The organism is Cytobacillus sp., from assembly GCF_032154635.1.
Lineage (GTDB): Bacteria > Bacillota > Bacilli > Bacillales > Cytobacillaceae > Cytobacillus.
In genome coordinates this window covers 79,662-99,616 of sequence record NZ_JALDXW010000010.1, presented here as the reverse complement: position 1 = coordinate 99,616, position 19,955 = coordinate 79,662, and the positions used below count along the sequence as shown (strand labels likewise).

Genomic DNA, 19,955 nt, shown 5'->3' with positions numbered 1-19,955 from the left:
CACAAATAGGCTGTTGTATCTCTTAAAGTAGTCATTAAGACTACTTTTTTATCTTTCAAACCTTTTAATCATCGTGTCACTCCCCCAATAAAAAACCTTAAGAAAATCTTAAGAATTCTATCCGCTAGTTTCTAAGATTTTATCATTAAGATAATCTCATTAGAAAAAAATTAGACCATAAATGAGTGGGAGGAGCGTTTCTTTGACTAATTATCATTCCTTGTTATTTCTACAATCCTTTATCCGTAAGCCAAAGGAAATCGGCAGTGCATGGCCAAGTTCAAGATTTTTGGCTAGAAAAATGGTTCAGCAGGTCGCATGGGAAGACGTAGGTGCAATAGCGGAGCTGGGTTCTGGTACAGGTGCGATTACAAGAGAAATTCAATCCCATGTACGAAAAAAAGCAACGGTCCTTCTGTTCGAAAAGGATGGGGAAATGAATGGAAATCTTCAGAATGAATTCCCGGATTACTTGTGTTATCAGAATGCTGTTGAGCTGCTGAAGATAATGGACCACCATCGTATAAAGCAATTAGACTGTGTCATTAGCGGACTGCCCTTTTTTAATTTTTCAAAGGAATTGCGTGAAAGGTTACTTACTCAAGTGATTGATTCATTAAAGCCAGGGGGCTATTTCATTGCTTTTCAATATTCATTACAAATGAAAAAGCTGCTTTCAAGAACTTTCCAGATTGAGAAAATTCATTATGTCCCGCTAAACTTCCCGCCGGCTTTTGTTTATGTTTGCAAAAAGGTTAATTAAAAACGAATAATAGAGGGAGGGACAGGACGTGTAGCTTATTTTAGGAGTGAACATAGTGAACATATTAGTTTGTGATGATGATAAGGCAATTGTTGATGCAATAGGAATTTACTTGGAAAATGAGGGCTTTTCCGTTTTTAAAGCTTTTAATGGTTTAGAGGCAATTGAATGGATTGATAGACAGGAAATCCACCTAGTGATTATGGATATTATGATGCCTACGATGGATGGAATAAAAGCTACCAGGAAGATTAGAGAAGAAAGCAACATCCCGTTGATTATGCTTTCCGCCAAAACAGAGGATTACGACAAAATATTAGGATTAAATTTAGGAGCAGATGACTATATTACTAAGCCCTTTAATCCTTTGGAGCTAATTGCGAGAGTTAAATCCCAGCTAAGAAGGTACACAACTTTAGGAAGCCTTGAAACGAAGAGTAGTGTATATAAAACAGGCGGGCTCATGATTGATGACGAAAGTAAAATCATTACTGTTGATGGAGAAACAGTTCAACTTACTCCAGTACAATATAAAATCTTAAAGTTTTTGACCGCAAATGCAGGACGAGTGTATTCTATCGAGGAGATTTACGAAAAGGTTTGGAATGAAACAGCCTTTAGCCCGGAAAATACAGTATCCGTTCATATAAGGAAAATTAGAGAGAAAATAGAAATTAATCCGAAAGAGCCAAAATATTTAAAGGTGGTATGGGGAATTGGATACAAGGTGGAAAAAATATAGCCACTCAATGACAACAAAATTGATCATCTTTATATTCATGCTTGCGTGTTTTTCTGGCGTGATGCAGGCGATTGGAAATTTAGTCTCAACGAATGATGGCGATATTGGAATCGTTTTTGAAGATAATTATTTCCATAGCCATTCTTATGTGAGAGAAAGTGAAAATCTCATAAGTGACCTTACTAGGCTGTTGGGAAATTATAAAAGTGAAGAAAATATTCTAAAGGGTGGAACAATCGATAAAGATGAACTAAGAATGGAAGAACAGAACTTATTTTCAGATTTTCAGTTTCATTCCAAAAGTTATAATCCCAACCTAAGTGAAGCAGAAAATTATGAGAAGTTCAAAGTTGATTATGCTGATAAAATTGCCCAGGTAAAGGATCAAATGATAAAGAGGGATTTAAGAGAATTTCATTTTCTATTGGAACATATCAAAAAGGTTAAAGATCCGTTGTATTATGCCAGCGACGGTGTAAATATTTATACAAATAGTACAATGGAAGAAAAACAACAATTTAAAAACCAACCATCTTACATGGTGTATGAGGGATATAATAGAGAGGTCTTTCCAAAAGAAATAGAGGAAAATAAATATTTTAATCGGGCTACAATGGAATTGGAAGAATGGGGCTCTGAGAACCATGCCATGTATATTGCTTTTTCAAAGAAGTTTTTAGATTCAAAAATAAGTGAGTGGAAAGAAAATAAAGTGAGTGCCACAAAGGGCTTTTATCGTCTACTAGGATTTTTAGCAGGATTTATCCTTTCTTTTTTCTATTTGGCACTTGTGACCGGGAGAACGTTCTTTAAGGACGAGGAGCTGCGCTTATATGCAGTCGATAAATTATATATTGATTTGAACATCTTACTATGTATAGGTCTTATAACGCTTTGGCTTATTATACTTGAATTTCTTGAACTTCCGAGCAACATAAACTGGGTCATTCTACTAACGATATTGTTTTCTTCTGCTTGTTTCTTACTGATTTTATCAATGGTGAGGCATGTTAAAAATAGAACATTGTTTAAGCATACCCTTATTTATCTAATAATCAAAGGACTTGTCCAATTTGTAAGAAATGTCTATGATAGCGGAAATGTGGGAGTAAAGACCGTTCTGATTGTCATCGGATATCCGCTGGTGATTGCTTTAACATTTTTTATGTTTCCAATAACCATAGGGTTTGCCGCCTGGTTTGCATTAAAGAAAGTTAAGTCCTTTCAGGCAATAAAAAATGGAGTAGAGAGAATAAAAAATGGGGACATCCATCACAGCATTGAATTGGATGGAAAGGGAGAGTTTGCGAGTCTGGCTGCTAATATAAACAGTATTACCGATGGGTTGAAAAATGCAGTAGATAACGAACTAAAAAGTGAAAGATTAAAAACAGAGCTTATCACGAATGTATCCCATGACATACGAACACCGTTAACATCTATTATCACATATGTCGATTTACTCAAAAATGAAAAAGACCTTTCAAAGATAGCGGAGTATACCGAAGTACTGGATCAAAAGTCTAAAAGGCTAAAGTTCCTAACGGACGATTTATTTGAAGCTGCTAAAGCTTCAAGCGGAAATATCCCAGTTCAGCTTGAGAAAATTGATATTGTCTCATTAATCACTCAGGGGCTTGGAGAAGTAAGTGAAGAGATTGAAGAGCTGGATTTAGAATTCAGGTTCAACTATCCCAATGAAAAAGTCTATGTAACAGCTGATGGGAAATTATTGTGGCGGTCTATTGAAAACGTATTATCAAATATATTTAAGTATGCTCTTAAAGGATCAAGGGTTTATATCCATATCGAAGAGTTAGAAAAAGAAATTCTACTTACATTCAAAAATATTTCAGCATATGAATTAAATATTTCAGCTGATGAATTAATGGAGCGTTTTAAAAGAGGGGATGAATCTCGATCCAGCCAAGGAAGTGGATTGGGCCTTTCCATTGCCGAAAGCCTGATTGGCATACAGAAAGGAAAATTTATGATTCAAATTGATGGGGATTTATTTAAATCGGTCATCTACATCCCTAAGCATAAAACGGAGTGAGTCATTAATAAATCCCATCAGAGGAGACGTTTCACGTGAAACAAAAGGATGACCCGAACGATTTTACGACACTTTCATTGAGTGTTTTGTAATCGTTCGGGTTTCTATTTATATTGCTTTGTTATTTTTAAAATCATTTGGTTTGCATAATTAACAAATTAGTTACGTTCCAGCCTTTTTTGAAAGAATGTAAGACTATGAGCAATAAAGAACTGGGCTGTGTAATAGGTGGTCATGATTAGAATAGATGAATAGGGAATATCGGATACAAACCGATTCCAAGCAAGTATCGAATCAGAAATAACGAATAAAAGACTCCCCGCGATGGCCCATTTATTGCCGGTCATTACAGCGGCCCATGCCATTGCAGAAATGATCATTGTATATAAAATAACTGGAATGATTAAATCATTATTGCCTTTTTCGCTAAGAGATTCAGCAAGGATACGACCAATAAAAATGGCATAGAAACTGATAGGAATAATAGATGAAGCTCGGATAAGGGAAAAACGCCACTCCTTAAAAAAACCAATACTATAGAAAATATGGCCGATTAAAAAAGCTGATAGTCCTATCAGGAACCAATGAAGTAAACCATCACCAAACATACAAAACAGTAGCCCTGTTAAAAGAATCCTGCTGGTGAAGGAACGGTTTTCCTGCAATCGCTTATACGCATAAGTCATAATTAACCACATTGGAATTAGCTTGAAGAGAAGATTACGAAGAAGAGGTTCGTCAGGAATAATAAAAATATATAATGCACTCGTACTTAAAATGAGTAGTGGCAAAAACAACTTTTTCAATTCTTCACACCTTTCTATAAGTTTATTTTTTTACACTATATTAGATGATTCTCTATTTAATACCTGGATCCTTTTGGTCGTCTTAGATTTCATATAAATGATTGGAGAAGTTGCGTGTGCAGAAACTTTTTCATAAATGTCTTGACCTTCAAGTAACTTGAAACTGTAACATTGGATTAAAGGAGTGAGGGATTTGAGCAAGCTCATGACAATACAGGAGTTTTCCGTGAGAACCGGTATCTCAAAAAGTGCTTTGAGGTATTATGAGTCAAAAAATTTACTGCGTCCAGCAGGCAGGGATTCCAGCGGGTATCGAGTCTATTCAGAGAATCAGGTTGCAATCATTAAGTTGATATCCAGTTTGCGTTTAGCTGATGTACCGATTAAGGACATCCAAGCATATTTAAAAGAGAAAGATAAAAACAGGCGAAAAAATATGATGGATCATTGGATGGAGATGATTAGGAAAAGGCTTGATATCTTGAAGGTAAGTTTACGATATTTAGAGAGTGATTCGATAGAAGATCAAATGTATCTGATTGAAAAAGCAGATGAAAATATCATCTGGTTCTCAGCGGAGTCTGAAACAGGAAAGTTCAGCGAACACTTTATAAAAAGAGGAAAGGAACTTGAAAAATTAAATATACCCATAAAAAGTGGTTATTTAAAATATCTATCGGGCAAAGACTTAATTAAAGCACATATAGGCTTTGGCGTACCTTTTGGCATCCAAACAGGCGGACTATCTGAAGTTGAATCAGTAGAACTTCTACCATCAAGCATATATATTGCCTTCTCTTTTAATGAGCCTATATCTGAAATACAAAATGGCTATTGGAAATTAATAAACTATGCAAAGGATCACAAATGGATTCCAACAGGCTCCATACTGGAATGGTATCGTGGGGATGACTTCTCAGAGCTTGATTTACTAATGCCGGTCACTAAATTGGAAACAGAGAGGATATAGGAAAATGTATAAAAAAGAAGAGCTGGTCGTTAGAATAGTAGAATTAAGAGGGGATTATTTTCAAATGGGCTTGGAACAAGGGAAAGAATTAAATTCATTATCAGGCTTCTTACAAATAGACCAGCTAAGGGAATGGACTAGCCAAGCGAATGGACAAAAGTCTAAGGAAATGGTAGAGGTTTTTTCTCCGGAACTTTTCCAGGAACTGAGGGGCCTGGCAGAAGGGTTAAATATGGAATTAGAAAGCACGATTAAACTATTCAGTGGGTATGATGTCGTTTTTCCAGAAATGGGGTGTACTACTTTAGTAAATGATGGTTATTACGTGCGCAATTATGATTTTAGCCCGGAAATGTATGATGCGAGACTTGTATTTATGCGGCCATGTAATGGCTATACTAGTATAGGTTTTAGTCAGCAAATTATCGGAAGACTTGATGGAATGAATGAAAAGGGGCTCGTTGTAGGGCTGCATTTTGTAAATGATGAACACAAAGACGAAGGCTTTATTGCAACGACGATTGTCAGAATGCTGCTCGAACGGTGTGCAAATATCGACGAGGCGATAGCCTTCATTACAACTATCCCACATGGCTATTGCTACAATTACTCGATTACAGATAAAAGTGGAAAAAGCCTTCTAATAGAAGCTTCTCCGCAACAACAGGTTATAAATTTTACCGATCCTCTCATATGCACAAACCATTTTAAATCAGAAAGATTAAGAAGCAAAAACAGAACAAATATACAAGGCTCAGTAAAACGGATGGAATATGTGAGTTCCTTATTAACTAGAGAGCTATCACCGATGTCAATTTACCATCATTTTAACAAAGAAAATTCCCCCTTGTTCTTTAAACACTATAAAGAGTACTTTGGTACGTTGCATACAGTTGTCTATTCACCAAAGGATTTAAGCGTCATAATTGGTATTGGAGAGAATTGTACACCGATGATATTTTCTCTTAAAGAATTTATCGAAGGGAGATTGACACTTCCTGAATATATAAAAGGGACAATCAATCAAGCTCCCCGTAAGTAATAGAGGTAAAGTACACTGTACGGTGTGGACGTTACCTTTATTACAATATAATGGAATAGGAGAGAATAATGAGATATTGACTATTCTAATATAGTATTATAAAGTTAGGGACGTAATAATTTCATATCATAAATCCTCATCAAACCGATGAGGTAGAGGTTGCAGTTTTTATTAGTAAAACGGACGAGATGCAGAGACATCATTTGACTCCGTTTGAAAGGAAAATCTGCCGAAGTGTGCTTGTCTCTCTGGTTAAGCATGCTGGGGCTGTCTCCAAATAGGAACAGAACTGTCACGATTGGTCCTACCAGCCATTCGTGTTGGGCTATCTTTCGGAAGGTATGATGCGGGCTATTTTTAATGTCACCTGAATCTGCTTCGGTGACATTTTTTATTCCAAGCTCCTTCCAGATTAGACAAGCTGATGGATCTTTTAGTTAAGACCCTGTGCTAGAAAAATTGAAGAAAAGGAGTAACATCGATGAAAACAGCAGAAGAAATAAATGATACCTTTAGTACTGGTGAACTTTCTTCCAAGAAAGAAACAACCGGCTTAAAACGCAGTTTAAAGTCACGTCACTTGACAATGATTTCTCTAGGCGGAACCATAGGGACAGGCCTTTTTCTCGCTAGTGGCGGAGCAATCCATACCGCGGGTCCCGGAGGAGCGATCCTATCCTATCTTGTGATTGGGGTTATGGTTTATTTCTTAATGACAGGTCTTGCGGAAATGGGTGCCTATATGCCTGTTGCGGGAAGCTTTAGCACATATGCTGCCAAGTTTGTTGATCCATCCCTTGGATTTGCTCTAGGCTGGAACTATTGGTATAACTGGGCGATAACGATTGCGGCAGAATTATCAGCTGTCACCATGATTATGAAATTTTGGTTCCCTCATACTCCTTCTATTATTTGGAGTGCGGTTTTCTTAGTAATCATGTTTTTATTAAACTATCTATCAGTAAAAGGCTTTGGTGAAACGGAGTATTGGTTCGCCTTAATTAAAGTGGTTACTGTAATTATCTTTATTATTATTGGTATTTTAATGATTTTTGGAATCTTAGGTGGTCAGGTAATTGGCTTTAAGAATTTTACGGTTGGAGATGCACCATTCCATGGCGGCTTTATGACAATGCTTGGCATCTTTATGGCGGCAGGCTTCTCTTTCCAAGGAACAGAATTGCTTGGTGTCGCAGCGGGTGAAACCGATGATCCTGGTAAATCCATCCCAAAGGCTGTAAAATCAGTTTTTTGGCGGATCCTTTTATTCTATATTCTAGCGATTTTTGTGATCGGTTTAATCATTCCTTATACAAATGGGAACCTTGCAAGCAGTGAGGTAACGGTTAGCCCATTCACGATTGTTTTCCAAAAAGCAGGAATTGCTTTTGCTGCTTCTGTAATGAATGCAGTGATCTTAACAGCCGTGCTGTCTGCCGGCAACTCAGGAATGTATGCTTCGACACGTATGCTTTGGAATTTAGCCCGTGAAGGAAAAGCGCCTAAGTTTCTTGGAAAATTAAATAAAAGAGGGGTTCCTGTAAATGCGCTGATTGTAACATCTTTAGTCGGAACACTTGCTTTCTTGGCTTCATTATTTGGTGATGGTACTGTTTATGTTTGGTTATTAAACGCTTCAGGGATGTCAGGATTTATCGCATGGCTTGGAATTGCCATATGTCACTATCGATTCCGCAAGGCATTTGTTGCTCAAGGAAAAGACTTAAACCTCTTACCCTACAAAGCGAAATTATTTCCATTTGGCCCTATTTTCGCGTTCGCGGTTTGTGGCTTTGTCGTATTAGGACAAAATTATTCGGCATTTCTAGGGGATCATATTGATTGGAATGGGATATTAGTTTCTTATATAGGATTACCTTTGTTCCTTATTTTATGGCTTGGATATAAATTTACGAAAAAGACGAAATTGATCCCGCTAAAGGATTGTGATTTATCAAATTAATTTTTTTGCACGCAGCCAGCGTGCTTTTTTTTACTTAACAAAAATATGTTTTTGAGGACTATAAGGGATGAGAGTTGTGTTTTACTTTGACTATAGTAACATGTAAGCTTCTATACGATTTATTTATATAAAAAAACCTTAAGATTATCCTGTTTATCAAGGGTGGCTAATAGAACATCCTTTACCTCGGTCTGATATAAACTTTTTAAATTAGAAATAACCCATTCTTCGCTCTTTTGAATCTGTTTTAACTCCTTGGAGTTAATTTTCCCTTCTTTAATAATGGTCTTTGGGAAATCGAATGGCTGTGTTTCCAGCTTCATGAATGAAGGGGTTAAAGGTTCGTATTTTGGATCCAAAAATACTGAGAACTTCCCATCTGCCTCCCAAATGGCTAAAGCTACTTTCTTAACATCTTCTATTTTTTCTTCCCGTAATTCTTCTAGTAACACATCAATGGATATTCTTGCTTTTTTTAATCCTTTATAAATGATCTCACCATTCTTGACGATGGTAATGGGTGCGGGAGTAATTATTCTCCTAAACCATGGCCATTTTAGGATTGTATAAATGCCGCCAAGATATAAGACCACTAATACGCTCGTTGTTATGATCGATCCTTTAAGCCCAAGTTTTTCATCTGATAGTGGATGGGCAATAATGTTTCCAATGACTAATGCAATTGCGAAATCAAGTGGCCTTAATTGGGAAATGGCACGCTGACCCAATACTCTCGTAACAACTAATAAAAAGAAAAAAGCTGCAACAGCTCGAAGGATCCACTCAAAGCTGGTAAGTGTTTCTTGGCTTTGGAAAAAATCCATATAAGACACATCCCTCACAAAAATACTAGTACATAGTTTAACACGGATGTTATTTTAATAAACTGCAATGAATCTAAAGATAAATATAATCGCAGCGAATGAATGGAATTGAGTCTATATGTATTGTGTTAACAAGCAAAAGGGAAGACCTTCCGCGATGATTTTGCTTATCGGAAGGTCTTTTTAAAGGAAGGTCCGTTGATTTACATACTTATAAAAAAGATGAGACTTATCTAACCAGATAAATTTCATCTTTTTTACTAGGATTGTGAAGTTGAAAATATTGGATGGATTTCGAAATGATTAACAGGACAGTTAAATAGAAATGAGAACTTCCTTTCTAAGTTCTAGTTTCCGATATACAAGCGCAATCAGCATGGCTGGCAAGGCACAAACAATCATTCCGATAAAGGCATATTGTGGTTTAATTTCGTATAAATAGCCTCCGAAAATTGTAAACACTGCGGTGCTCCAGCTGAGAGCAAGTGCTGAGTATATGCCTTGTGCTTTCGGTATCTGCGCATGTGGAATGTTGCTGATTAAATATTTCATAAAGGCATAATGCCCCATAGCAAACGAGAAAGCATGGAATGTTTGTGCGATACAGAAAACAATTACATTTGGAAAGGCAAATATTACGATCCAACGAACGGAAGAACCAATTGCTGATACTGTCAGTAGAGTACCTACGGAAAATTTATTAAAGCGTTTGTCTGCAATTGAGAAGAAGGCAATCTCTGCAAGTACGGCAATGTTAATAATCAGGCCAATCAGAGGGATGGGTGCATGGATATCCTTCAGAAAAATATACCCATAATTATAATAGGTTGCATGTGATGCTTGCAGTAAAATGACAATCATGAGTACCAAACCAAAGTGTTTGATCCGGAATAAATGTAGCATGCCTGCTTTCTGTATTTTATCTGCTTGCGGCTTTTTAGATAAAATATCGGGTGCATGCATGAATCCAAGACAAACAAATCCAATTATTCCAAGCAATAGGGCCCAAAAAATCATTTCCTCTCCAAACATGCCTGTAAATATGGTTAAAATCATACCGACAGAGACAAATCCGATGGATCCCCATTGACGGCTTTTTCCATAGTGCTTTAATTGTTTACTTTGTACAAGGACACTGGCAGCACTATCTAAAGCAGGCATAAGTGTAGGATAGAAAATATGTAAAACGATTGTTACTATTAGTAAACCTGTAAAGGAGCTTGCTGGAATATAACAAATAATAGATACCAATGTGCCGATTCCCGCCACATGTAAAAGACTTTTACTGCTAAATCTCCCGGATAAATAAGGAAAGGCAAATAATGTGGACAGGCCTCTCGCGATTAATCCAAAGCTCATGATTAAGCTAGCTTGTGAGACAGTAATTCCTTTTGTATAAATCATCCACCCAGACCAATAAGGCAGAAAAATGCCCCATGTCATAAAAAAACTAAAAAAATGTGTACCCATCCAGCGTTGTGTGTTCATTATTATCCTCCTCATTGGTTGCATGATATCATGGAATGAAATGAGTATAATATGAGATATCTCATGTTCTGGGGTGAAATATGGAAGTCTACAAAGGTGAGAAAAAAAGATTATATTTGCAGAATCACTCAATTGCCCATCTATTTTCCTTTCCAGTAGAAGCATTTATAGAAGTGCACGAATACCAACGGGATGAATGGATGATTCAAGAGGGCATGAGACCGGATTTTTTATTTTATGTAATGGAAGGGAAAGCCAAAATATATGTAACACATCAAAATGGAAAAGTATCATTAATAAATTTTATTAATGCCAATGATTACATCGGGGAAATGGAATTATTAAATGATGTGTATTATACAAAGGGAATCCAAGCATCAACAAAGACCATTTGCTTTGCGATTCCGTTTCATCGATATCGCCCCCAATTGCTGAATGATGCAAAATTTCTACGAGAATTAACTAAATTTTTAAGTGTAAAAGCGACGCAAATGGCAGCAAAATATTCTCAGAGCCTCGCTTTTCCCCTCGAAAATCGGCTTGCGGATTTTATATTGCAGACGGCAGATAAAGGGTTCTATAAGGAGAAGCATGTAACCGTTTGTGATTATTTAGGAGTATCCTATCGGCACTTGCTGCATGTATTAACACAATTTTGTGAGAAAAATTATTTGCAAAAGGAAGGACGGAACTATCAGATTAAACAATACCACTCCCTTTGTGAACTTGCCGGGGTATTAAAGAATACATGACTATTTTGATTAGAGGAAAGACTAGGGATTAATGGTTCCATTTCTTGTCCTTGATTTTTACAATTTCTTTATTACATCTTTGTTTAGAACTATAATTATGTTAAAGACAGGGGAAGGAGGAGCATAATGGAAAGAATCAATCAAGTCATTTGTGAGAAAAGGTCTTATTCTAGAGAGTTTAAATCTCACCAGCATGAGTTCGGGCAATTTCTATTCCCATTACAAGGCTCCTTAGAGATACAAACGAAAGGACAAGAGATAAAGCTGAATTCAGATTCCTGTTTCTATCTTCCTCCCCAATTTGTTCATACTTACCGATCTATGGATAGGAATGAGTTTTTAATTTTAGATATTCCCATACAATACCTTCCAGAGAATACACGAAGCATGTATATGGAGTTAGATAGACAGTGGACTTCTATCCGTTATTTGTTATTGGAGGAGGCGAGGAATCAGGCGAATACAGCCTCTTTAGTAGATTTAACTAGATATGTGACCAACAAACTGCCTGGTTCTAATACACCATCTATTGACTATATCCATAAGCATTTTAAAGAACCAATTAAGTTAGAAACTTTAGCAGAAATAGAACACTATCATCCAGTATATTATTCAGCATGGTTTAAGAAGAGAACAGGGAAGAGTCCGAAAGATTATATTTCTGATCTTCGTTTGAAAGAGGCTAAACATTTATTAAATTCAACAATGTGGACCATCTCAAAGATTAGTGAGGAATTAGGTTTTGAGAATGCCTCATCGTTTACTAGATGGTTTGTCCGCTGTGAGTCAATAGCTCCGCAAAAATATAGAATTCTTAATAATGGATAAAAGGGTTATTAAACTTGGTAAAGGAAATTTTTAAAAAATTTTCTATGATAAGTTTACTATCCTTTTTATTTTTTTATTGAGGTGAGCAGCATGAAAGGGAAATTGTCTCCTTTATTAATATTACTTGCAGCCATACTATGGGGGACCACGGGGACCACTCAGGCATTTGCCCCAGTAACAGCACATCCGATTGCCATTGGAGCCACTCGCCTTGCGGTAGGAGGGATATTTTTAGGATTAATGGTTCTGCTAATAGGAAAATTAGATTTTAAACATTGGCCAATCAAGGCAACGATATTGGCTTCATTAAGCATGGCATTGTATCAGCCCCTATTTTTCTCGGCAGTATCGATTACGGGAGTGGCCATAGGGACTGTGGTTGCTATAGGGAGTGCCCCTATCTTATCAGGTTTCATCGAATGGCTATTTTTTAAAAAACGTCCAGCTAAGGTTTGGTGGTGTTCAACTTTCTTATCAATAATAGGGTGTCTATTGCTCTTTAGTAATAAAGAATCTGTATATGTAGATCCTATCGGTATAGCAATGGCTCTTGGGGCTGGCTTATCCTTTGCTATTTATGCGCTTGTCAGTAGTACTTTAGTTGAAGGCCGTTCATCATTATCAGTAGTAGCAGTTGTTTTCACTCTCAGTGCGATCTGGTTATCTCCCTGTTTATTTATTTTTGATATGTCTTGGATATTGAGTGTTCGAGGTGTGGGGGCAAGTCTGCAACTTGGTATTATGGCGACGGGGATTGCCTACCTCCTATTTGCTAAAGGTCTTATCCATGTCTCTGCATCAACTGCCGTTACACTTACGTTAGCCGAACCATTAACAGCAGCGGTATTAGGCGTTTTCTTATTAGGGGAGTACTTAAACATAACTTCTTTGTTGGGGCTTCTTTTTTTACTACTTGGAATTGGAATATTAATATGGCCATTCAAAAGATCTGCTAATGAAAAGGAACTTAGTTTGGTTCAGAAATGATTGGGCAATGGAAATAGTATAAAGGTGGTTAGTTAAGTATGGCAAAACTAGAAGACTTTCTAAAATTAGACATTCGTGTAGGCACTGTCATTCGGGCAGCAGCTTTTCCTGAAGCAAAGAAACCTGCAATAAAACTAGAAATTGACTTTGGAGAAGAACTCGGCATAAAACATTCTTCCGCACAAATTACACGGAGATATAGACCGGAACAGCTTTGTGGACGTCAAGTGGTAGGAGTCGTTAATTTTCCGCCAATGCGTATTGCAGGGTATAAATCTGAGGTATTAGTAATCGGCGGAGTTCCGGAAGAGGGGGATGTCGTACTTTTAAAACCTGATGAACTTATTAGGAATGGAACAAGAATATCATAAATCTAATCAGTTTCTTGATATTCTGCTACTTCAACTCTATTAATTATGGCGAAATGAAAGATTCTCTCATATACCTTTCCTTTCTGCTAGTTATATTTCCTCAAAAGTGCAAGCAGAAGGAAGCCCCTTCTGCTTACTAGCTATCCTATTATTCGCAACGATTCCTGAACAAATGCTGGTATGTCATCCGGCTGTCTGCTAGTAACTAGCTGATTTTGGCAAACAACCACTTCTTTATCATGGACGTTTCCGCCGGCATTCTTTAAATCTACATGAATAGATTTATATCCGGTCACATCACGTCCTTCAAGTGTTTCCGCGGTGATGAGCAGCTGTGGGCCATGACAAATAGCTAATACTGGTTTTTTCGCATCCATAAATGCTTTGCTAAAATGAACAAAACGTTCATCGGCACGAAGAATATCTGGAGAAAAACCCCCTGGGATGAATAATGCATCAAAATCCTCTGGGGAAACATCATTTATACTTTTATCAATAATGATTTCACTCTGTCCTTGTTTTCCCTTTACTTTTTTTCCTTCTTCGATTTCAATGGTTGTTACCTCATAACCTTTTTCCTTAAACACTTTTACTGGTTCTGTGTATTCTGAGTCCTCAAAATGATCTGTTACTAAAACAGCAATTTTCTTCCTCATTTCTATCAGCTCCTTCATTTGTAATCTACCCCTTTTTTCATGGGTGAAACTAGTTTAGTAGTTTTGAACCTGATCTTGTCTTATCGATTCCAGAAGCGGTCTTGGGCAATGCCTTTAATAAATGATTCAATCGTGGTGTCTGATAAATTAAACACTCCTTCACCCTCTAAATTTATCCTGCTGGAATCTAATGCATGAGGATTACTTAGAGCAAGAGCTAAAGGTTTATAGTGTATAAAGGTTGTTTCCATGAATTCAAGGACAGGTGTCGGTATAAGAGATTCATTACTAATGACTAAAACAGCATCAAAAAAGCAGGGATCTGTTGTGTTATACGTATCGGTTACTTTTAAGAAATCATCGAAACGAGAAACCTTTTTATCAACGATGCTATAATTTAAACGGTGATTTGCTAGAGTCTGAACCCATTCTGACAGAAGGGGCAGATTCGGATTCCCATTCAATACAATCGCGACATTTTTGGAATCGGGTTTGTAGATAGTATTGGCCATGCTTAGTGCAGGAGATATTTTATCTGATTTTATTTCGAGATTTTCCTTAGGCAAAGGCACGCCGATATTGTCAGCTATCCCTTGTGCCAATTGGCGGTCAATATGATTCAAAAGAGCTACTGCATTAGCTTTCACCCTATCAGATTTGCATTTTCCAAGTTCGAAGCTAAATGCATCTTTTACATGCTGCCGTTCGAATGGAGCCAGGCTGTTATAGAATAATTTTGCTTGGGAATAAAAGTCTAGAAAGCTTTCACTGCGTCCTCTAATTTTATGTCCGTCAATCTTTTCTTGAAAATGCTCGTATCCTCCTTGTTCGATTGGAACGGGAGCTGGCTGATTATCATTTATGCCGTTGCGGTGATAGCTTGTTTGGCCTTGATGAATCGCCATTTGGTGCATGCCCTCTCGCTGATTATTATGAAAAGGACACACAGGCTGATTGATTGGGATTTGGTGGAAGTTCGGCCCGCCCAACCGGGATAATTGTGTGTCAGTATAGGAGAATAGCCGGCCTTGCAAAAGAGGATCATTTGAAAAATCAATGCCAGGTACAACATGACCAGGGTGAAAGGCCACTTGTTCTGTTTCGGCAAAGAAGTTATCGACATTCCGGTTTAATGTCATTTTGCCGACTCTTTTCACGGGAATTTCTTCTTCTGGCCATAATTTTGTCGGATCTAGAATATCAAAATCAAATGCATGTTCCTTCTCTTCCGGAATTAACTGTAATCCGAGCTCCCATTCAGGAAAATCTCCCTTTTCAATTGCTTCGTATAAATCTTGCCGATGGAAATCTGGATTTTTCCCAGCAATCCTTTGTGCTTCATCCCAGACTAATGAGTGAACACCTAAGGCGGGTTTCCAGTGGAATTTCACAAAATGGGCTTGTCCTTCTGCATTAATGAGCCGGAAGGTGTGAACGCCAAAACCTTCCATCATTCGGTAGCTGCGCGGGATGGCTCGATCACTCATGTGCCACATAACCATATGAGCTGACTCTGGATTCTGTGCAATAAAATCCCAAAAGGTATCATGTGCGCTGGCCCCTTGGGGGATATCATTATGAGGTTCTGGTTTGACCGCATGGACAAAATCAGGAAACTTAATTGCATCTTGAATAAAGAATACAGGCATATTATTTCCGACTAAATCATAATTGCCCTCATCTGTATAAAATTTAGTGGCAAATCCGCGTACATCCCTTACTGTGTCATTAGACCCTCTTGATCCCTGTACTGTTGAAAAGCGTACAAACACGGGTGTTATTTTGGAAGGATCTGTGAGAAAATCGGCTTTCGTGTATGCTTCTAGGGAATCATAAAGCTGAAAAAAGCCATGTGCTCCAACACCGCGTGCATGAACAACTCGTTCAGGAATCCGTTCATGATCAAAATGGGTCATCTTTTCACGAAAGTGAAAGTCCTCCATGAGGGTAGGGCCTCTTTGCCCGGCCTTTAAAGAAAATTCATCCTCAGCCATTTTTAATCCCTGGTTAGTCGTTAATGCGTGCTTTCCTTGGTTATCGATGATGTATTGTTTTAATTGTTTCGTCTTTTTATTTTCCACTAGAATCCTCCTCCATTCATATTCCTTTGGTAGATACCCTTTTTATTGGAATAAAAACATATAGTTGATTGCTAATTAACAATAAACGAAGCGATTAAGAAAGGAGAGAGGATTTTTAAAAATTACAGAAACCGGTTTCTGAAAAAATGTTGATTTTTCAGAATATTAGGTTTATAATCTGGATTGAAAGCGGTTTCTTTTATAAAAAACACGAAACTTCTTCACGATTTTAGAAATCGGTTTCCGAGTTATCTTGCAATAATTTTGTTTTAAGGCTCAAATTTCAAAAAAGAAGGTGAATAATACAAAAAGGAAATTGATTGCTTTAGTGGGGTTTTTGATTTTGTAAATGATTAATAGCTAAAAAAAGTGGGGGGAATGAAAAGTGAGAAGCTTAAAAAAACTGGTCGCTATAGGATTATCGACAGCCCTGGCATTTACATTAGCAGCTTGTAATAATAATGAAAAATCATCTTCAGATGATGTTGAAAACGAAGATAAACAAATTACCTTAAATTTTTGGACGTTTGGTGCAACTGGCTATGAAGAATTAGCTAAAGAATACGAAAAAGAAAATCCAAATGTAAAAATAAAAGTCCGAGCGGCTGAAACAGCAGAGCACCATGATGCATTATTCACAGCATTATCGGCTGGAAGCGGTGCTCCAGATATTTCAATGCTAGAAATTGACCAGTTAGACCGTTTTAAAGCAGCGCAAGATCGCTTTGAAAATTTATATGACCTTGGAGCAAAGGATATTAAAGATCAATACTTGGATTGGAAATGGAGCACTGGTGAAAACAATAAAAGAGATTTCTTAATAGGTTTACCAACAGATATCGGGCCGAAAGCATTATACTACCGCATGGATGTGTTTGAAGAAGCAGGTCTGCCGACTGAACCAGATGAGGTAGCGAATTTAATTAGTTCACCGCAGGCATTTGAAGAAGCGGGTTTAAAAGTAAAAGAACAAACGGGCAAACCGTTTATTGATAGTATTGAAATGGCATTCAGAGCTTATTTAGATGCAGCAGAAGAAACATTCCTTAATCCTGAAGGAGAATTATTGCTGGAAGAGGACGGCAATGCGGTTAAAAACGCCTATGACTATGCAGTTAAATTAAATGAGTTAGGCATTGTAGGGAAATTTGAAATGTGGTCGCCGGAATGGGCAAATGCAGTTAATAAAGGAGAATTTGCAGCAGAGTTAGGTGCAGGCTGGCTGAAAGGCTGGATGGAAGGGAATGCAACAGAAGCGATCGGTAAATGGAGAGTAGCTACCCTGCCATCAGAATTTGCAGCAAACTGGGGCGGCTCTTTTATCGCCATTCCAAAGGAAACAAAAAATGCGAAAGAAGCATATGAATTTGTTGAATGGTTAGTTTCACCTGATAATCAATTGAAATCATTCCAGACTAAAGGACTATTTCCATCTGCACCTTCTGTTTATGAGATGGATGAATTTAAGAATAATGAGGATGAGTTCTTTGGCGGGCAGGCAACAGCACCTGTTTTTGCGAAAGCTGCCCAAGATATCAACGGCGCTATCTACAAAGGGGAAAAGTATTTCCCTGTTTACCAGGAAGTGTTAAATGCCTTAAAGAATGTCCAATCTAAAGGGGCAGATCCAGAAAAGGAATGGAACGAAGCTGTTAAGCGTGCGAAGGATTTATTAAATCGCTAGGTTAATAGATTTTAGGGGTGGATGTGGAGCTTAAGGGCTTCACTTTCCGCCTATTGATCGGAAAAGAGGTGTGAAAATGCATGTTGAAAGTAATAAGGAAAAGGTGAGGAAGAAGGGAGACATGAGTACAGATCTAGTGCCAAGGAAGAAAAAGGTAAGAAAGAGGCGATATCGGTCTGAGGAGAAAAAGGATATGATTTCGGGCTATCTATATATTGCACCTTTCTTTATCATTTTTTCCCTTGTTGGTTTATATCCAGCACTATTTAGTATTTATTTAGGATTCCAAAAATGGAATGGCTTGAGTCCAATGGAGTTTGTTGGATTATCAAATTTTAAAATTGTCTTAATGGATCCTCTATTTTGGAAATCAGTTTATAATACAATTGTTATGGGAATTATGGGCACCGCTCCGCAATTAGTATTTGGAATCATTTTTGCTTTTTTGCTGAACCTGGCTTTTTTAAAATTTAGAAACTTTTTCAGAGTTACGATTTTTATGCCGTATATTACTTCTATGGTGGCTGTAGCCCTTATTTTTAGCGTACTGTTTAGCGATCACGAATCTTCCTTGGTCAATTATTTGTTAAGTTTGGCAGGCGTTGATCCGGTCAATTGGAGCAGTTCTGAATGGGGGACGAAAATGGCTATTTCCATTATGGTATTTTGGAGATGGGTAGGCTATAACACAATAATATATCTTGCTGGCATTCAAAGTATTCCAAATGACTTATATGAAGCGGCGACGATTGATGGGGCAAATAAATTTCAGCAGCTGATTTACATTACGATGCCGATGCTGAAGCCATTTATCATCTTAACAGTATTCACCTCGACTGTTGGGGCATTACAGCTATTCTCAGAACCTACCGTCTTTTTAGGAAATAGTGCATTTACGAGAGATGAGGCGATGACAATTGTTATGTATTTGTATCGGGATGCATTTAAATTGCAATCCTTTGGTACAGCATCTGCAACGGCCATTATTCTTTTAGTGCTGATTACCGTATTTGCAGTTATTAATACAACTTTAATTGCAGGGAACGGCAGAAAGAAGCGGGGGGAAAACGCATGAGTGGATTGGAAAAAAGAAAAAGCACCCCTGTTAGCAGAATCCTCATTTATGTACTTTTGTCCATCGTATCATTATTTTCATTGTTCCCGTTTTATTGGATGTTCGTCATGGCAACGAGTCCTAGTTCTGCTTATAACTCTATTCCTCCAACCATTGCACCAGGGAGCTTGTTAATCGATAACTTTAAAAAGGTTCTGGATAAAATTGATTTCTTTCAAGCGATGTGGAATTCATTCATTGTTTGTTCGATTGTAACCATTGTTGTTTTATTTATTAGTTCATTAGCTGGATTTGCCTTTGCAAAATTTAAATTTCGAGGAAAAAATATTTTGTTCACGGCCATTCTTTTAACGATGATCATTCCTCCGCAATTAGGATTAATCCCACAGTATTTCTTAATATCCAAGGCGGGATTCCTCGATACATTGCCAGGTGTGATGATATTATTCTTCTTAAATCCGCTCGGTATTTTTCTAATGAGACAATATATTAGTGAATCTATACCTGACGAGCTAATCGAAGCTGCGAAATTAGATGGGTGTTCCAATTTTAAAATTTATCGAAGCATCGTACTTCCGATTATCCTTCCAGCATTTGCAACGTTAGGGATTATCGTCTTTTCTGCAGCTTGGGGTGAGTTCCTCTGGCAGTTTACCGTATTAAGAGATCCGGAAAAGTATACGATACAAGTAGCCTTAGCCCAATTGAGCAATACACAGAATGTTGATTTCGGAATGATTTTGTCCGGAGTATTCTGGGCAACTGTGCCGCTTTTAATTATTTTCTTATTATTTAACCGTTTGTTTATTTCAAGTATTACCGAAGGTTCTGTTAAATAGGAGCTTTTCGTGAAATATCCTTGTTATC

The 19,955-nt window shown here is 37.4% G+C and carries 18 protein-coding genes and 1 riboswitch; of the genes, 13 read left to right on the top strand and 5 right to left on the bottom strand.

The features are described 5' to 3' along the window. Positions 1–181: 181 nt before the first annotated feature. Genes RUH74_RS09420 through RUH74_RS09410 form a run of 3 tightly spaced genes read left to right on the top strand, consistent with a single transcriptional unit; the run spans position 182 to position 3,561 of the window. The gene (locus tag RUH74_RS09420) at positions 182–763 is read left to right on the top strand and encodes a class I SAM-dependent methyltransferase (protein WP_313800043.1); all 582 of its coding nucleotides are present in this window, start codon (positions 182–184) and stop codon (positions 761–763) included. A 55-nt stretch (positions 764–818) separates the two neighbouring features. Next, complete coding sequence (locus tag RUH74_RS09415; protein WP_313800042.1) at positions 819–1,505, top strand: response regulator transcription factor; 687 nt, start codon at positions 819–821, stop codon at positions 1,503–1,505. Next, positions 1,480–3,561 carry a HAMP domain-containing sensor histidine kinase gene (locus RUH74_RS09410; RefSeq protein WP_313800041.1) on the top strand — a complete coding sequence of 694 codons (2,082 nt, stop codon included), beginning with the start codon at positions 1,480–1,482 and terminating at the stop codon, positions 3,559–3,561. Before RUH74_RS09415 ends, RUH74_RS09410 begins: the two co-directional genes overlap by 26 nt. Before the next feature lie 158 nt (positions 3,562–3,719). Here RUH74_RS09410 and RUH74_RS09405 read toward each other — a convergent pair whose 3' ends face one another. Then, positions 3,720–4,367, bottom strand: coding sequence for a lysoplasmalogenase (locus tag RUH74_RS09405; protein WP_313800040.1), 648 nt, complete (start codon positions 4,365–4,367; stop codon positions 3,720–3,722). 193 nt (positions 4,368–4,560) lie between these two features. Between RUH74_RS09405 and RUH74_RS09400 the strand changes: the two genes are divergently transcribed. The 3 genes from RUH74_RS09400 to RUH74_RS09390 all read left to right on the top strand — a co-directional run bounded on the left by RUH74_RS09400 (position 4,561) and on the right by RUH74_RS09390 (position 8,342). Then, complete coding sequence (locus RUH74_RS09400; RefSeq protein WP_313800039.1) at positions 4,561–5,337, top strand: helix-turn-helix domain-containing protein; 777 nt, start codon at positions 4,561–4,563, stop codon at positions 5,335–5,337. Between the two features lie 4 nt (positions 5,338–5,341). Then, positions 5,342–6,379, top strand: coding sequence for a C45 family autoproteolytic acyltransferase/hydrolase (locus RUH74_RS09395; protein WP_313800038.1), 1,038 nt, complete (start codon positions 5,342–5,344; stop codon positions 6,377–6,379). 145 nt (positions 6,380–6,524) lie between these two features. After that, positions 6,525–6,715, top strand: a riboswitch (Lysine riboswitch). 145 nt (positions 6,716–6,860) lie between these two features. Beyond that, complete coding sequence (locus RUH74_RS09390; protein ID WP_313800037.1) at positions 6,861–8,342, top strand: amino acid permease; 1,482 nt, start codon at positions 6,861–6,863, stop codon at positions 8,340–8,342. A gap of 119 nt (positions 8,343–8,461) precedes the next feature. On the opposite strand, the gene RUH74_RS09385 is transcribed toward RUH74_RS09390, so the two are convergent. Then, a complete protein-coding gene (locus RUH74_RS09385) occupies positions 8,462–9,166 on the bottom strand; it encodes a DUF421 domain-containing protein (RefSeq protein ID WP_313800036.1) in 705 nt (234 codons plus the stop codon). Positions 9,167–9,481: 315 nt separating this feature from the next. Next, positions 9,482–10,654, bottom strand: a complete 1,173-nt coding sequence (locus RUH74_RS09380; RefSeq protein ID WP_313800035.1) for an MFS transporter — start codon at positions 10,652–10,654, stop codon at positions 9,482–9,484. Positions 10,655–10,734: 80 nt separating this feature from the next. Between RUH74_RS09380 and yeiL the strand changes: the two genes are divergently transcribed. The 4 genes from yeiL to csaA all read left to right on the top strand — a co-directional run bounded on the left by yeiL (position 10,735) and on the right by csaA (position 13,592). Beyond that, a complete protein-coding gene (gene yeiL / locus RUH74_RS09375; RefSeq protein ID WP_313800034.1) occupies positions 10,735–11,406 on the top strand; it encodes a transcriptional regulator YeiL in 672 nt (223 codons plus the stop codon). A 126-nt stretch (positions 11,407–11,532) separates the two neighbouring features. After that, positions 11,533–12,234, top strand: coding sequence for an AraC family transcriptional regulator (locus RUH74_RS09370; RefSeq protein WP_313800033.1), 702 nt, complete (start codon positions 11,533–11,535; stop codon positions 12,232–12,234). Between the two features lie 90 nt (positions 12,235–12,324). Further along, the gene (locus tag RUH74_RS09365; RefSeq protein WP_313800032.1) at positions 12,325–13,221 is read left to right on the top strand and encodes an EamA family transporter; all 897 of its coding nucleotides are present in this window, start codon (positions 12,325–12,327) and stop codon (positions 13,219–13,221) included. A 38-nt stretch (positions 13,222–13,259) separates the two neighbouring features. Next, the gene (csaA, locus tag RUH74_RS09360) at positions 13,260–13,592 is read left to right on the top strand and encodes a chaperone CsaA (RefSeq protein WP_313800031.1); all 333 of its coding nucleotides are present in this window, start codon (positions 13,260–13,262) and stop codon (positions 13,590–13,592) included. Positions 13,593–13,732: 140 nt separating this feature from the next. On the opposite strand, the gene RUH74_RS09355 is transcribed toward csaA, so the two are convergent. After that, entirely contained in the window at positions 13,733–14,248 is a 516-nt protein-coding gene (locus RUH74_RS09355) for a type 1 glutamine amidotransferase domain-containing protein (RefSeq protein WP_313800086.1), read from the bottom strand. An 80-nt stretch (positions 14,249–14,328) separates the two neighbouring features. Next, positions 14,329–16,329, bottom strand: a complete 2,001-nt coding sequence (locus RUH74_RS09350) for a catalase (RefSeq protein WP_313800030.1) — start codon at positions 16,327–16,329, stop codon at positions 14,329–14,331. Between the two features lie 385 nt (positions 16,330–16,714). Here RUH74_RS09350 and RUH74_RS09345 point away from each other — a divergent pair, with 385 nt between their 5' ends. The 3 genes from RUH74_RS09345 (at position 16,715) to RUH74_RS09335 (ending at position 19,927) form a co-directional block, all read left to right on the top strand. After that, a complete protein-coding gene (locus RUH74_RS09345) occupies positions 16,715–18,013 on the top strand; it encodes an ABC transporter substrate-binding protein (RefSeq protein WP_313800029.1) in 1,299 nt (432 codons plus the stop codon). A 121-nt stretch (positions 18,014–18,134) separates the two neighbouring features. Then, positions 18,135–19,088 (top strand): carbohydrate ABC transporter permease, encoded by a 954-nt coding sequence (locus RUH74_RS09340; protein WP_313800085.1) that lies wholly within the window; start codon positions 18,135–18,137, stop codon positions 19,086–19,088. Then, complete coding sequence (locus RUH74_RS09335; RefSeq protein ID WP_313800028.1) at positions 19,085–19,927, top strand: carbohydrate ABC transporter permease; 843 nt, start codon at positions 19,085–19,087, stop codon at positions 19,925–19,927. Before RUH74_RS09340 ends, RUH74_RS09335 begins: the two co-directional genes overlap by 4 nt. The last annotated feature ends 28 nt before the right edge of the window (positions 19,928–19,955 follow it).